The sequence below is a fragment of the Natronomonas marina genome (genome assembly GCF_024298905.1).
Taxonomy (GTDB): domain Archaea; phylum Halobacteriota; class Halobacteria; order Halobacteriales; family Haloarculaceae; genus Natronomonas; species Natronomonas marina.
The window spans coordinates 705,666-718,947 of record NZ_CP101154.1 but is presented as its reverse complement, the minus strand read 5'-3'; the positions used below and the strand labels follow the sequence as shown (position 1 = coordinate 718,947).

Below are 13,282 nucleotides of genomic sequence, written 5' to 3'. Positions count from 1 at the left end.
CTCTCCTCGCCCGGTCCGTCCATCCCCCACACTGGCGTATTCGAACGTCTTTCTGGCGCCCTCGCGCCAGTGCTGGCCGGTGAACCAGACAGTCAAGATGCTGCGCGCTCGTCCGCCCGGTCGGGCACGACGATCTCGACGGTCGTTCCGTCGGTCGTGTCGAACGACAGCTCGCCGTTCAGCGTCGTGACGGCCCACTTGAGTTGCCAGAGTCCGAGCCCGGTGCTGTGCTGGAGCGGCGACTCCGTTCCCGCGTCCAGGGACTCCAGTTCACTGTCGGGGATCCCCGGACCGTCGTCGGCCACGCGGACGACGTACCCGTCCGGTCGTGGGTCGATAGTGACAGTGACAGCCGAGTCGGCGTACCTGACGGCGTTGTCGAGGACGCTCTCGAGCGCGCCCACGACTGCTCGTCGATTCGTAGTGAGCGTCGCCGACGCCGGCGTCTCGACCGAGACAGTCACGTCCCCTTCCTCGGCCTCGACGGTTTCGAGGGCGGACCGGACGACCGCGTCCAGGTCGACGGTGACGTCTTCTGTCGTCTCCGAGACGTACCGGTCGATCCGGCGAGCCTGCTGACCGAGAGCCGCGATGTTGTCCGCCGCGTCGATGATGGGGTCGACCGCTTCGTCGTCCCGGGCGAGACGCTCGGCGTGGCTTTTCACGACGTCGACCTCGTTGCGCAGGTTGTGTCTGAGGACCCGGTTCAGGACCGCGAGTCGCTGCTCACGGAGGTTGCGGTCGGTGACGTCCCGGAGGCTGAGTGTCGCGCCGATGTCGTTGTCGTGACCGTCACCGACTCGCGACACCTGTGGGTCGTACTGTCGGGCCCCTTCGGTCGTCTGTAGTGTCACTGTCTCGACCCGTCGTAATTGTTCGCTGTCCTGACCCAGTACGTCGCTGATCGGCGAGCCATGAGCGTTGGACCGCGTGACCGAAAGCGTCTCGATGGCCGTCTCGTTGATCGTGATGAGACGGTCCTCGCTGTCGACGACGAACATCAGGTCGTCGGTTTCACCAGTAAGCGCCCGTTCGCCGAGAGTGCCGATAGAGGGAGTCGAATCGAAGAGGTCGTAGCGCTGCCACGCATTTCCAACCCCCGCCGCCGCGACGAGCGCCCCGGCCGCGTACGCCCCGGCCTGGCTGACTGTATCGTTCGCCTGCATGCCCATCAGGTTCCAGATCATGAGCGACCCGACCATGACGACAGCGAGGGCGACGCCTTGCCACACGACGGTGTGCCCGTACGAGTACGTGTTCTGCATGAGGAGGTAGACGCCGCCGATACTGAGCGAGATAATATAGATGAACACGACCGAACCGAGGACGTTGAACAGGGGAAACCCGCCGATGTCGAGGATCGACAGGAGCAGATCAACTACGATGGCGAGATACGGCAACGCGAGGATTCCGAGCGTGCGAGGGCTGATGTGCGTTCGGGTCCCCGTATACTGAACCGCGAACACGAACCAGGGGAGCGTCGCGAGAAGCCAGAACAACAGCGGCAACTGGGCCCACGTCGAGCCCTCCCCGCCGACCGGAAACACCGACGGCACAAGGCCTGCCCCACCGGCGACGATACTCCCCGTCCCGAGTATCGTCGTGAACGCGACGAACGACAGCCGACCCAGTCGCTCCGAGAGGGCATAGGCCCGATAGCCGAACCAGCAGAGTACGCCGCCCGCGAGTATCCCGACAACGATGAGGCCGTCGACGGTGGAGACCATCGCCACACTGTTCCCCGGCACTCGGTAAAAAACGCCGGTCTCGAACCCAGCGTGACGGTCCCGTATGTTCCCTACCGGGGACTGTCTGCGAGGTGCCCCGAGCGCGAATCGTCAGCGGGGATCGGTATCCCGTCGAGGGTCGACAGCCCGGGGGCACCAGACGGCACGAACACATCACAAGTCGTTCACCGCCCCCGACGCGAGAGGAGAATCGCTTCCCCAGAACCGGAAGTCGGCTGAAGTACGTGGGCGATAGTCTGGAACCCCTGGATGGCGGTGGCGCAGAACTGTTCTCATAGCGTGATGGTTGGGCTGGCGACATCGTTTCCTCGATGGTGATTAGCGAGTGCAACGGCCAATCGAAGGCAAAGAGCGATGAAGACGTGTGCTTTGACGCGTACTCGGCCTCGGACCCGCGGGGTCCCGAGGCCGAGATCCTTGCAGACGCCAATCGCTGTTTCAACCCGTGAGCGTTCTGCATACGTCTCGTCGAGTTGGCGCTGCCAGAGACGAACTGTGTCGCTGTGTGCTTTGATTCGTTCTTCGACGCGGTATTCTATGTCTGGAGGATCGTCTGTATTCCGTGGGTTGTACGGTGATATCGGCACGACTGACTGCTCCAGCAGCCAGTCGTGCCACCCCAGCATATCGAACTCAGAATCACCGAGGAACCAGCGTGGCGTGTCGACGGCGAGCGCGTCACGCGTGACGCGCATCGCCGTCTCCTCATCGACCTTCTTCCCAGGAGTGAACGCCGCTGCAACCGGAATATTGTCTGCTGCAGTGACGACACAGCAACCGTAGCCGTAGTAGTAGGCGTCTTCTGCGTGATCGTAGTTCCAGTCAGCGTCCTCGTCACGGTGATCGACGGGGATGTCTGTGCCGTCGATGCGGAAGAGCTTGCCGAGCGGGACTTGCTCGGCAAGCTCGTGGACTAACTCGATGAATACGTCCTCGGCGACCAGTTCGAAGTCGGTGATGAATCTTGAGAGTGTCCGCCGGGACGGCGGACGCTCGAAGCCACACTGTCGCCAGACGTCCTCGTTGTGGAGTTCCCGTGCCATCGGACGAGGACCGTAGATATCGTGGTAGAAGCAGTGGAGGACACCTTTCAGGAGTTCTGGTGGGTCGTGCACCCGTGTTCGCCCCCTCGGATCGGGGGCGAACACGGGATAGTCGGTGAGAAACGAGACATCGAGGTGTTCGAACAGTGCCGTTGTCTCCGTCTCCAGTGCTTTGAAAACCTGTTCGACCGTATCGTTACTCGGTAGGACGGACTTGCTGCTGGACACATCAATTTCGTCCTACCGCTTCCTTGTGAGGACTTCTGCACCACCGCCACCCCTGGATAGAAGACGGGGGACAGGACTTCACCACGCGAAACAGATCCTCCGGCTGTTTCAGGTTGTGGGTTGGGTGGGCGAAACAGCGACTCTCTCTCGCTGGAGACCGACGGTCGTTCAGGGAACGGCACCGACGTCCTGGAGCGCTGACCATCCGTCAGGACCCACAACTGGCATGATTTCGACCTGAATCGCCAGTGTTTCAACTTCGTCGAGTGGAGTCCCCGTCCTCACCGAGCGGCGCAACGACCGGATCGAGTGAGTAGCGCAGTAGGGCGGGGAGGAAACGATCTACCCCAGGAGGGAAGCGTCAGGGATGCGGATGCCGGTCCCCGTCGCTGGTTCGACGGACTTGGCTCGCCTCCAGAAGGCAGAACCGGGTGTGTTGGAGACAACGTACCCATCACAGGACTCAACGGACGAGACATATCCCACGAGATGTCACCTGGCCGACCGACCCACTTCCGTTGCAGCGACGGACGCCAGCACAGGATCCTCAAAATAGTTGTGGATAGGTCCCATGCCGATAGCTAGAATCCTCTGTTCCGGGCCGTGCGAAATAGAAGCATCTGGCTACAGGGGATGTCCGTTACATCGTAGACATAACGATGTCACAGTCAGATTCGGCCCACGCGTTCCAGCGATCCGAGGTCGGCGCCACCGGCCCCGAGAGTACCGATCAACGGACAGTCGACACGAGCGAAGTCCTATCGCTGCTGAGCGACGACTACGCCCGAGAGATGCTGAACGCGCTCGCCGACGATTCGCTCTCGGCGCGGGCGCTCTCCGACCGGTTAGATATCTCCCGTGCGACCGTCTATCGCCGGCTGAATAGACTCGAATCTGCCGGCGTCATCCAGAGTTCGATGGTGGTCGACCCTCAGGGCCACCATCGGAAGCAATTCTCCGTCGTCGTCGACCGGATGCAACTCATGTTCCACTCCGATGGAGTCAGTCTCGAAGTTGGCGAGTAGTTGCCCGGCACGGGACCTGTCTGCATCCGTATACCCGTTCGGGGCCCCCAGCGTGTCATAGAAGCAGTCACACCCGATTTATTGCGGTGCCACCGGGCGTGAAAATGTTGGGGTAGATATAGTTACAGAAGACAGTGCAAGATATAGAGGTTCTATGAAGCATGACACTCCGTTCGTTTCACACCGAATGTGATTGTACCGCTCACTGCACGGGCGTAGTGCGCAGTGTGTTTTCTGAAGGAAAATTAACAAGAGGACTTTTATCGGCGCTAACTACGCCGTATAATCTGCTCTATTGAAAATGCGGCACGTGAGCCGGATCATAGTGTTTTGGCGAGCTTCTTGAGGTTGTTGAGCGCGAACAGGAGAACGATCTCACGGAACTGTCGGTACCAGAACCGCGAACGCAGGGCGGAGTCCTGCGTTCGCTTGACCGTCGAGTAGGACGTTTCTGCCATCCATCGCTGCGTGTAGCCCTTTGCTCGGATGAGCGCGTTATTTGCAGTCGCTTTCGCTGTTGAACCGCGGTAGTGAACGAGGTAGTCGATGTCCAGTGCAGCGATCTCGTACTCAGTGTGCCAGTCTTGGAAGCCATTGTCGGCGGCGACGGCCCGCAGGTCGTCCGCGTTCCGGCGGACGACCCGCGGGCCAGCCCTTGTATCGTGTTCACGCTCGATACAACAGTGGACATCCAGCACCGCCAACGATTCTGTATCGGTCAGCGTCGTCGCTTTGATCGTCTTGACGCTTCGCCCACACCGCTGGAGGTAGTGTTGTGAGGCTTGTTCCCGTTCAAAGAACGTGCTGTCTAATGCGACGTGACCAGACTGCGGGTGTTGCTGCGCGGAAATGCGCAGCAACGCCCGCCAGACGTACATCGCGTAGCGGTCGAAGGAGTGGTAGAACGTGGTTGGATCAGGCGGCGCATCCGAGTGAATGCCGAGGCGGTCGCAAACCGCCGGCATGAGGCTCAGCCGGTCAACGAGTTCGGCGTAGCTATGTCCCTCTTCCTTGCGAATACAGTGCGCGACGATGTGGGCCTCGCGGGCAAGCCCGCCCGAGTCGGGCTTGCCCGCTCGATTCCCCAACGCTTGTTTGGCTACACGTAGTGCTGTCTCAACGAGGTCGAGCAACGCGACGCCCATAATCGCCGTCTCGACCTCATTTCCTCAAACCGTTACGGAGTAATCACGTCGCCGTCTTCCATTTTCAATAGAGCAGTATAATCACTATTCAAAAGGTATCAGATCAGTTGAGGGACTATCGGATATTTCCACGCTTGCCCTTGATATGCTTTCACACTTGCCGTTAGCGCGAGGCAGACCGTTGCTACCGCTATGAGTATTGCTAATGCTACACCGGCGAGTTCACTCGCTCCGATACCAATTATCGCAACTAACACAGCCACCAAAGAGATAGGCACATGCCAATTTAATGCATTAGCTGCGTTTACTTTCGTAAACTCATCGTCGGATAGGAGATATACGAATGCAACGGCAAAAAAGCCGAAGAGGAGGCCAGCAACGTGAACCAACGCCGCAGTGGTGGTATCTTGATTGCTATTTCTCTTTCTTCCGGCAACGCTCATTGTCATCAGTACGTGGTATGCTATGGACCGATGGAAAAAGAAATGTCAGGCACCGTTCCAAGTTGTGGAACCGTGAATTACCACTTATGTTCTCCCCGACGTAGCTCCGAATAACAATGGCAAGTAGAGTGCGCTTGACAACAAATAGAGACGATGACCGATGAGGAGTTGAGTGGCGTCTTGAAAACCCTAAGCGACGAGCATTCGAGAAAAATCCTCCAAGAAACGATGAAACGGCCAATGTCAGCTAATGAACTGTGTGATGTATGTAATATATCACCGCAGTCCGTCTATCGCCGGACGGACGAACTCACGTCTCATGGCCTTTTAGAGACGGAAATGGAATATGACGAGAACGGCCACCACTTTCGGACTTTTAGTGCCGACCCGACTCGGATCGTAATCGGCATTTCCGAGCAGCATACTAACGTGACTATCAGTAAACGGGAACGGATGGCCGACCGTTTCAGTGAGTTCATAAATCAAGTGAGGGATCAATGATAGAAGCTGGTTCGTGGCATCCGATTGCAATTATCGGCTTGGTCTTTTCAATCGTAGCCCTCGGACTCGGAGTCGGTACCACGTATCTTGCTGTGCGCGGCTATCTTCGGAACGGTCAACGACCGATGTTATTCGTCACTGTTGGATTTGTTTTCGTACTCCTGACACCAATTCTGTTATTATTCCTGTTCATATTCCCGATAGCAGAGGAAGCTACTTTTTATGCCATTGGTGCTATCAATCAGACCGTCGGACTATGTTTGATATTGTATGGTCTCTGGACACCACGCACGTCGAATATCTCCAAAAAAGTTTAGACGAGTCTGCTCTATTGAATCCACGGACGGCGTAGCGATCACTCCGTGATGGCTTGTTCAAGGTTGTAGACGGTGGCGGTCAGCACGAGTTTACGGAACTGGCGGTACCAAACGCTCGGCCCGACAGCGGAGCCGTATCGGCGCTTGATGGCCGAGAAGGCGGTTTCGGCCATCCAGCGCTGCCCGTAGAGATCGCTGTCCAACCGTGCGTTGTGGGCGTGGTCGTAGTGTGCGAACAGTCGGTGTTTGATGAGGGGGCGGACGCCTTCTGAACGAAGTGCGTCCCGCAGCGATTGGTCGTCGTAGCCTTTGTCACCGGCGAGACTCTCGATTTTCTCGGTGTTGCGCAGCGCTACCCGACGGACCACTTGTGTATCGTGGGGCCAGTGTGCCGAACAGTGGAGGTCGAGTACGGCACACGAGTCTGTATCAACCAACGCCGTCGTTTTCAGCGTCTGTATGTGGCGATCCGACCGGTCTACGTAGTGGCTGGATGCCGCTTGTCGGTTAAAAAACGTGGCATCCACAGCGCCGTGGTCGCCGGGATCGCAGGCGGTCGCAGACCGACCGAGCAGTTGGCGCCAGACCCGGGTGGGCACCCGTTCGAACGACCGCCACAGCGTCGAGGGTGCCGGGAACTCAGTTCGGGCTAATTGCAAGACGGCACGAACGCGGTCCATCTCACTCGCCCAATCGACGATTTCTGCGTAGCTCGCGTCCATGTGAACCCGTAGAAAGTGCAACGTAAGATGCTTCCAGCCGTCAAATCCGTTGCCAGCCGGGTCACTCACCACCGCCGTGGGGCTGGCGGCACAGCGCTTTTGAGCCAGCGATGCGGCTTGTTTAACGAAGCGGAAGAGGAGCTTAGTCACATTCACTTCTGGAGTGATAGTAGGGGACTAAACAGCGAATTCGATTGAATCCATACCCGACTGATTCGCTGCGGGAATACCCTGTGCGTAACGATTCATACATCACCGATTCGCTAACCCGCTTAGGCAAGATACGCGCGCTCAATCCGTCACCGGAGGGTAGCTTCTTTCCTCTACCGATCTTTATTTTTGGTATGTTTCAGGAGCAGGAACGAGAGTATATCGAAACGGCACAGATCGGCCGGCTGGCTACTGCCGATTCCGAGGCGCGCCCGCATGTCGTGCCTATCTGCTTTGCACTCTCAGATGGCCATATCGTGACACCAATCGACGAAAAACCACAACGCGTCCCTCCGGACGACCTCCGCCGGAGCCGGGACATCAGCGAGAACCCGCGAGCTACATTAATTGTCGATCACTATGCGGACGATTGGTCCCAACTCGGATGGGTGCAGATTCGAGGGACAGCTGCCCACTGCACTCCAGGCGATGCATCACACGCCCCTGGGGTTACAGCCCTCAAGCGAAAGTACGAACAGTACGCCGATCACAATCTTGACGATCGTCCTCTCATCCGTATCGCTCCGGGTAGCGTACAATCGTGGGGCCGCCTCAACCGGCCGGGTAACTCTCGGCGGAGCCCTAACCGGTAACCCATGCGCGCATTGTATCTTGCACGGAAGTCTTGACAAGACTTGGATAAGCAGAACGTGCGGAAGTTTCTATGACAAGCTGAGCCCCCTCCAAAATCGCCGTCTCGGGCGCACTCCGATGTGTTTCCGTTTCACCCGGTCGGGATCGGCTCGCTGTTACAGCGGGTAACTGCAAGGGGGTCGACGCGATTGGGGGCGTGTGCCCGGTTGCTGAGCCTGCAATCCTGTGACCCTATTTATGATTTCACTGTTCCTCGTTGCAGATATGCCCGATGGTAGCGACACCGACAGGACTGTGCCGTGGATCGATATTCCTTCGACCGAGGGTGCTCCCCGGGGTCACCCCAGCATCGAGGTGATACCTGACGCGGACTCGGGGGCCGTCACGTTCGCGTGGCGCCCCAATGAAGACGAAGCGACGACCGCTTGGATCACCGCGGACGCAGACCTCCTCGTTGACGCGTCCGACATGCAGTGACGACGGGGACAAGACACGGACGAGGAAAGATTCCGGTCAGCAGTGAGAATCGCGTTTCGCTGCCGGATTCCAACCGTCCCGCGATGCGCTGTGGCGACAGGAGTGTGCGTGTTCGAAGCCACGGTGACGGCTGTCGGAACCCCGGTTCGGTTGCCGAGGTAAGTGACGGCACGTGGTTCACCGGAGCGTCCAGTGCCGTCAGGTTCGAGTGTGATAGCAGCGTTTCAGACCCGGAGACACTGATTATCGATTTAATGTATCCCCGGTCGTCGGTGAAGGTGTTACGATGACGCAGCCAGCGATCGAAACGAAGGGATTGAGCAAACAGTTCGGTGACGTGACCGCTGTCGATAGCGTTGACCTGACCGTCGAATCGGGCGAGATCTTCGGCTTTTTGGGCCCGAATGGGGCCGGAAAGTCCACGACTATCAACGTGCTTTTGGATTTCATGAAACCGACGAGTGGGACGGCCTCCATGCTCGGACTGGATGTCTCGGAGGACCGCGAGACGCTCCACAACAGGATCGGCGTCGTTCCCGAGAACTACGGACTGTACGATAGACTGAACGGTCGTCGACACGTGGAACTCGCGGCCGAACTGAAGGACGCTGACGACGACCCGGACGAGCTACTCGACCGGGTCGGACTCTCCCGCGAAGACGCGAACCGGCCAGCGGGAGAGTACTCGACGGGAATGGGCCAGCGACTCGCCCTGGCGATGGCGCTGGTCGGGGACCCCGACCTGCTTATCCTCGACGAACCGACCAGCGGTCTCGACCCGAACGGCGCCCGGGAACTCAGAAATATCATCCGTGCGGAAAACGAGCGCGGCGTGACGGTGTTCTTTTCGAGTCACATCCTCGAACAGGTCGAAGCCGTCGCCGACCGGGTCGGTATCATGAACGAGGGAGCGCTCGTCGCCGTCGACAGTATCGACAGGCTCAGACGGCAACTCGACACCGGGGCCGAGGTGATACTCGACGTAAACCGCGCCCCGGAGCGCGACCTGGGTGACCTCCCCAACGTCCGCGAGATCGAGGTGGCTGACGGATCCGTCCGGGGAACCTGTCTCGAACCGGCGGCCAAACTCCGGTTCATCGACCGAGTCCGCGAGATAACGACGGTCACCGACGTGCGCATCGAGGAGTCATCGCTTGAGGACCTGTTCGCCAGTTACACCGGTGAAGACACCACGGACAGTCAGCCCGAACCGGTCGTCCCGGGAGGTGTCGCGTGATGAGCGTCCGCAACATCGCCCGGAAGGACCTGGCTGACGCCGGCCGTTCGAAGATGCTGTGGGTTGTCACTGGGATCGTCCTGCTGTCGACGGCCGGGATCACGGGCTTGCTCGCAGCCACCAGCGGCATGGCAGCCCGTGAGGTGTTCGCACTCTCGTTCCAGCTCGCCGTGACGATGCTTCCCATCGTCGCGCTCATCCTCGCCAAGGGGGCAATCACCGCCGAGCGCGAGTCGGGTTCGCTCCGGGTGTTGTTGAGCTTGCCGCCGTCGCGCCGGGACGTTCTCCTCGGGAAGTTGATCGGCCGGACGGCCCTGATGCTCGTGGCCACCCTCGTCGGCGGGCTCGCGACGGGCCTCGTCGTTCTCACGATTCTGGGCGGGACGGTCGGTTCACTGGCATCATTCATCGGTTTTCTCGGCCTCATGAGTGTGGCGTTCGTCGCTCTCGGCGTTGGCATCTCAGCCGGTAGTGCGAGCGACAGTCGTGCTACTGCCGCCGCCGTCGGTGCCTACATGATCCTGGTCGCGCTGTGGAACCTCATCCAGACCGCCATCCAGTACGGTGCCGTCGAACTGGGGCTAATAACAGCTGGCAGCGAGCCGGCGTGGTTACAGCTGGTCGGACTGTTCCCGCCCAACCGCGCCGCGAACGCCGCCTACCGGGCCACCGTCGAGGGGCAACTCTTCGGAACCGACCCGTTCGCATCGGCCTGGCTGCCGATTCTCGTCCTACTGGCCTGGCTCTTCGTCCCCGTCACGGCCGGGTATCTCCGTTTCCGCGACGCTCAGATCGGGTGACTCCCGCCTGCTGTTCGTTGCACGACGGCTTCGCCCGGAAAGTCCGTTTCCAGCTTCACCTTCGAACGACCGTATGTCTGAAAACCACGGTCACTGCTGGCGTAATCGATGACAAAAAACACTATCGGGACCTTGCTCAGACGCGTGATCGACGAAGTAGAGAGACGATTCTCGACCCTGACCGGTCGAGAATCGTCATGGCGAGGTGTCGAAACAGGATCGTTGCCGGTAGTCGGAGAGGTATATACGTTGTGACCACTATCGCTGGCTCTGACACTGCGCGCACGGGGTCAACTCCCCCACCCTACTTCGCTCACGCCCGCACACATTACGGGCGTTCGCTCGTTGAGGGTGGGGCTTGTCAGTGCCCTCGACCTCGACCTTGCCGTGTGCAAGGGACAGGCTGTACGCCTGCTAACTCGGTGTCCTCGGACCTGACTTCAGAGCGTATTGACTGACGCTCCTCCCACGCGACGGCTGATGGCCCCGCAGGAGATACAGTTCCGCAATGTTTTTCGCTGCGTTATAGTCCGCGTGATTCTGCTTGCCACAGCGCTCACACTCGAATTCTCCATGGCTTCGGTTGCTATTGCTTATATGTCCGCACTCGTTGCACCGCTTCGACGTGTTCTCGGGATTCACCGTATCAACGTACAGCCCTTCCGCCTTGGCTTTGTACGCCACGAACTCGCGGAGCTTTCTGAATGCCCACTCCGCATGCCAGTTCGCCTGCTGGAGATCTTCACGAATCCCATCCAGCTCCTCGAAGACGATGACATCGCAGTCGTGCGTCAGAGCTTCTTCGATAATTCCATTCGCCACGAAGTGCATGACATGTTTTACGTACTCGTCTTCACGCCCGCTCAGCTCGTCTATCGTACGGTGGGCTGACTGCGTTCCCGTCTCTTGGAGGTTTCCACGGATTCGTTCGAACTCACGTCGCTTGTGCGCAAGCGTATCGCCGTCGAAGAACCGAGCTGTGCTCGTGACGGCAATCTGGTTAACGCCAAGGTCAACACCCAGAACCGTTCCGTTCTGCGTCGTTGGCTTGGATTCAGGCTTCGGCTTGCGATACCCGAGGTGCAAGTGCCAGTCGCCGTCACGGTAGTGCAGCGTGCTTTCCGTGTACTCCCACTCGTCACTATCGAGGTACTGGTGTTGGTACCCATCGCCGTTCTGTGGTAGCGCGAGGGCAGCTCGGACCCGACTATGGTCACCGAGCGTCGTCAGTGAGACTCGCCCTTTATCAGCAAAGACCGTCATTGTGCGACGGTCATAGACCATGCTCTTCGTAGTGAACTGCGGTTGACTTGCTTTCTTGCCCTGCTGTTTGCGCTCGATGCAGGAATTGATTGCACTAGAGGCCTCGTAACAGGCGAGTATCGAGTGCTGGGAATTGAGTCCTGTCTCTGATTGGACGGTCGTTTTGGCAAGCGATTCGACATCGGACTTCGTATTACAGACGTTCCACGCCATGTCTGAGGCGATGTTACAGCCGTCGAGCCACGCTTCGACGGTTGCATGGAGCAGTTTCTCGTCCTCGGCGGAGAGCCCATCAAGACGAGTGATGACTGCTCTGTGGAAATGCTCGTCGCCCGATGCCATTACATTCAATCAAGAGTCGTAGGTATGTAAATATTGGGCTCCATTGAATCACTAGATGGCAGCGGGATCGGTCGGTAAATCAAAGGAGTTGAAGCGGGTGAGTGGCAGTTTGGATGAACATCACCACCCGCTTCACCGAGGAAATGGTGTCGCTGGCCAAAAGTTATTGCGACGATCCCGACGAAGCTGCCGCCCCGGAAGGCGGCGGCAGCTTCGCGGAATACGCGATGATTTCCCTCCATGGGCTGCGGATTTTCCTCGACGAAACCTACGAGATGATCATCGACCGATTAGAGGTGATGCCGCCAATTCTGGAGGTCGTCGGCCTTGAGGCCGACGATCTCCCGGACCCATCGACGTTGAATAAGTGGCTTGATAAGATCGTGATGCAGGTTTGGCGAGTGCTGCTGCGCCACTCGGCGCAGCTGCACGACCCGTCGCCACACGTCGCCGTTGACGCAACCTACTACGAGCGGTCACCGGCGAGCAAACACTACTGCGACCGTACTGATTACCGCGTCCAGACGGTCGAAGCGACGAAACTCGTCGATACAGAGACGCAAGCGATCTTAGACGTGCATTGCACGACCACACGAGAAGGAAGTGACGCAGAGGTCTGTGCGCAACTCGCCCGCCGATACGCGGGCGAGTTGCAGACCCTTGCCGCGGACAAAGGCTACGACAGCCAGCCATTGCGTGAGACCCTCCGAGACATGGGAATACGCCCGCTCGTGAAACATCGCGTCTTCGCACCCTACGACCACGCGCACAACGCACGAATCGAGGATGATCTCTACAATCAGCGCTCAATGACAGAGACAGTGAACTCCTCGGTCAAGCGCTCGTACGGCTCCGCCGTCCGAGCGCGTGAATGGTACCGTGAGTTCCGTGAGATCGTCCTGATGTGTCTCGTCTACAACATCAAACAGTACGTGACCCGCTGATTCCAACTCCCTATGGCGATTCAATGGAGCCAAATATTGTGTGTATTGTCGGTTTCCTCCCCTCCCTACTCGCTCACCTACGGTTCGCTCCTTGAGGAAGGGGACTCCACCTCCGAACTGTTGAAGTCCGTTGCCTCAGCGGTGCGTGAGTAAACACGGACGCCCCGCGCCACCGTGCGCGGGGTACTTCACTCCGTTCGCCGCTGGCGAGGTGGGTCCAGCGACGGTGATGCTGACGAGGAA

14 protein-coding genes are annotated in these 13,282 nt (G+C 58.9%); 8 read left to right on the top strand and 6 right to left on the bottom strand.

What is annotated here, in order from left to right; all coding sequences use genetic code 11:
- Positions 1-92: 92 nt before the first annotated feature.
- Together NLF94_RS03830 and NLF94_RS03825 are read right to left on the bottom strand one after the other, a co-directional pair.
- A complete protein-coding gene (locus NLF94_RS03830; protein WP_254840145.1) occupies positions 93-1,727 on the bottom strand; it encodes an ATP-binding protein in 1,635 nt (544 codons plus the stop codon).
- A 293-nt stretch (positions 1,728-2,020) separates the two neighbouring features.
- Positions 2,021-3,019 carry a transposase gene (locus NLF94_RS03825; protein ID WP_254837543.1) on the bottom strand — a complete coding sequence of 333 codons (999 nt, stop codon included), beginning with the start codon at positions 3,017-3,019 and terminating at the stop codon, positions 2,021-2,023.
- Positions 3,020-3,678: 659 nt separating this feature from the next.
- On the opposite strand from NLF94_RS03825, the gene NLF94_RS03820 reads away from it, so the two are divergent.
- The gene (locus tag NLF94_RS03820) at positions 3,679-4,044 is read left to right on the top strand and encodes a winged helix-turn-helix domain-containing protein (RefSeq protein WP_254840144.1); all 366 of its coding nucleotides are present in this window, start codon (positions 3,679-3,681) and stop codon (positions 4,042-4,044) included.
- 320 nt (positions 4,045-4,364) lie between these two features.
- Here the strand turns inward: NLF94_RS03820 and NLF94_RS03815 are convergent, their stop codons facing one another.
- A complete protein-coding gene (locus NLF94_RS03815; RefSeq protein ID WP_254840143.1) occupies positions 4,365-5,189 on the bottom strand; it encodes a transposase in 825 nt (274 codons plus the stop codon).
- Between the two features lie 98 nt (positions 5,190-5,287).
- On the bottom strand, positions 5,288-5,638 hold the full coding sequence (locus NLF94_RS03810) for a DUF4870 domain-containing protein (RefSeq protein WP_254840142.1): 351 nt from the start codon (positions 5,636-5,638) through the stop codon (positions 5,288-5,290).
- 147 nt (positions 5,639-5,785) lie between these two features.
- Here NLF94_RS03810 and NLF94_RS20915 point away from each other — a divergent pair, with 147 nt between their 5' ends.
- Both NLF94_RS20915 and NLF94_RS21045 read left to right on the top strand, forming a co-directional pair.
- Positions 5,786-6,133, top strand: coding sequence for a helix-turn-helix domain-containing protein (locus tag NLF94_RS20915; protein WP_350355843.1), 348 nt, complete (start codon positions 5,786-5,788; stop codon positions 6,131-6,133).
- Complete coding sequence (locus NLF94_RS21045; protein ID WP_434085383.1) at positions 6,130-6,450, top strand: DUF7521 family protein; 321 nt, start codon at positions 6,130-6,132, stop codon at positions 6,448-6,450. The genes NLF94_RS20915 and NLF94_RS21045 overlap by 4 nt, the downstream gene beginning before the upstream one ends.
- Positions 6,451-6,488: 38 nt before the next feature.
- Here the strand turns inward: NLF94_RS21045 and NLF94_RS03805 are convergent, their stop codons facing one another.
- On the bottom strand, positions 6,489-7,340 hold the full coding sequence (locus NLF94_RS03805) for an IS5 family transposase (protein ID WP_434085393.1): 852 nt from the start codon (positions 7,338-7,340) through the stop codon (positions 6,489-6,491).
- 176 nt (positions 7,341-7,516) lie between these two features.
- Between NLF94_RS03805 and NLF94_RS20910 the strand changes: the two genes are divergently transcribed.
- The 4 genes from NLF94_RS20910 to NLF94_RS03790 all read left to right on the top strand — a co-directional run bounded on the left by NLF94_RS20910 (position 7,517) and on the right by NLF94_RS03790 (position 10,490).
- Complete coding sequence (locus NLF94_RS20910; RefSeq protein WP_350355842.1) at positions 7,517-7,975, top strand: TIGR03668 family PPOX class F420-dependent oxidoreductase; 459 nt, start codon at positions 7,517-7,519, stop codon at positions 7,973-7,975.
- Between the two features lie 265 nt (positions 7,976-8,240).
- Complete coding sequence (locus NLF94_RS03800) at positions 8,241-8,453, top strand: DUF7511 domain-containing protein (RefSeq protein WP_254840140.1); 213 nt, start codon at positions 8,241-8,243, stop codon at positions 8,451-8,453.
- Between the two features lie 286 nt (positions 8,454-8,739).
- Positions 8,740-9,690, top strand: coding sequence for an ABC transporter ATP-binding protein (locus tag NLF94_RS03795; RefSeq protein WP_254840139.1), 951 nt, complete (start codon positions 8,740-8,742; stop codon positions 9,688-9,690).
- A complete protein-coding gene (locus tag NLF94_RS03790) occupies positions 9,690-10,490 on the top strand; it encodes an ABC transporter permease (protein WP_254840138.1) in 801 nt (266 codons plus the stop codon). Before NLF94_RS03795 ends, NLF94_RS03790 begins: the two co-directional genes overlap by 1 nt.
- 414 nt (positions 10,491-10,904) lie before the next feature.
- Here NLF94_RS03790 and NLF94_RS03785 read toward each other — a convergent pair whose 3' ends face one another.
- The gene (locus NLF94_RS03785) at positions 10,905-12,095 is read right to left on the bottom strand and encodes an RNA-guided endonuclease InsQ/TnpB family protein (protein ID WP_254840137.1); all 1,191 of its coding nucleotides are present in this window, start codon (positions 12,093-12,095) and stop codon (positions 10,905-10,907) included.
- Between the two features lie 113 nt (positions 12,096-12,208).
- On the opposite strand from NLF94_RS03785, the gene NLF94_RS03780 reads away from it, so the two are divergent.
- On the top strand, positions 12,209-13,039 hold the full coding sequence (locus NLF94_RS03780) for an IS5 family transposase (protein WP_254838845.1): 831 nt from the start codon (positions 12,209-12,211) through the stop codon (positions 13,037-13,039).
- The last annotated feature ends 243 nt before the right edge of the window (positions 13,040-13,282 follow it).

Excerpts from the sequence above, each read along its gene's own strand:
- NLF94_RS03800 (WP_254840140.1), top strand. The coding sequence starts at position 8,241 with ATGCCCGATGGTAGCGACACCGACAGGACTGTGCCGTGGATCGATATT.
- NLF94_RS03810 (WP_254840142.1), bottom strand. The coding sequence starts at position 5,638 with ATGACAATGAGCGTTGCCGGAAGAAAGAGAAATAGCAATCAAGATACC.
- NLF94_RS20910 (WP_350355842.1), top strand. The coding sequence starts at position 7,517 with ATGTTTCAGGAGCAGGAACGAGAGTATATCGAAACGGCACAGATCGGC.
- NLF94_RS20915 (WP_350355843.1), top strand. The coding sequence starts at position 5,786 with ATGACCGATGAGGAGTTGAGTGGCGTCTTGAAAACCCTAAGCGACGAG.
- NLF94_RS03795 (WP_254840139.1), top strand. The coding sequence starts at position 8,740 with ATGACGCAGCCAGCGATCGAAACGAAGGGATTGAGCAAACAGTTCGGT.
- NLF94_RS21045 (WP_434085383.1), top strand. The coding sequence starts at position 6,130 with ATGATAGAAGCTGGTTCGTGGCATCCGATTGCAATTATCGGCTTGGTC.
- NLF94_RS03830 (WP_254840145.1), bottom strand. The coding sequence starts at position 1,727 with ATGGTCTCCACCGTCGACGGCCTCATCGTTGTCGGGATACTCGCGGGC.
- NLF94_RS03780 (WP_254838845.1), top strand. The coding sequence starts at position 12,209 with ATGAACATCACCACCCGCTTCACCGAGGAAATGGTGTCGCTGGCCAAA.
- NLF94_RS03785 (WP_254840137.1), bottom strand. The coding sequence starts at position 12,095 with ATGGCATCGGGCGACGAGCATTTCCACAGAGCAGTCATCACTCGTCTT.
- NLF94_RS03820 (WP_254840144.1), top strand. The coding sequence starts at position 3,679 with ATGTCACAGTCAGATTCGGCCCACGCGTTCCAGCGATCCGAGGTCGGC.
- NLF94_RS03790 (WP_254840138.1), top strand. The coding sequence starts at position 9,690 with ATGAGCGTCCGCAACATCGCCCGGAAGGACCTGGCTGACGCCGGCCGT.
- NLF94_RS03815 (WP_254840143.1), bottom strand. The coding sequence starts at position 5,189 with ATGGGCGTCGCGTTGCTCGACCTCGTTGAGACAGCACTACGTGTAGCC.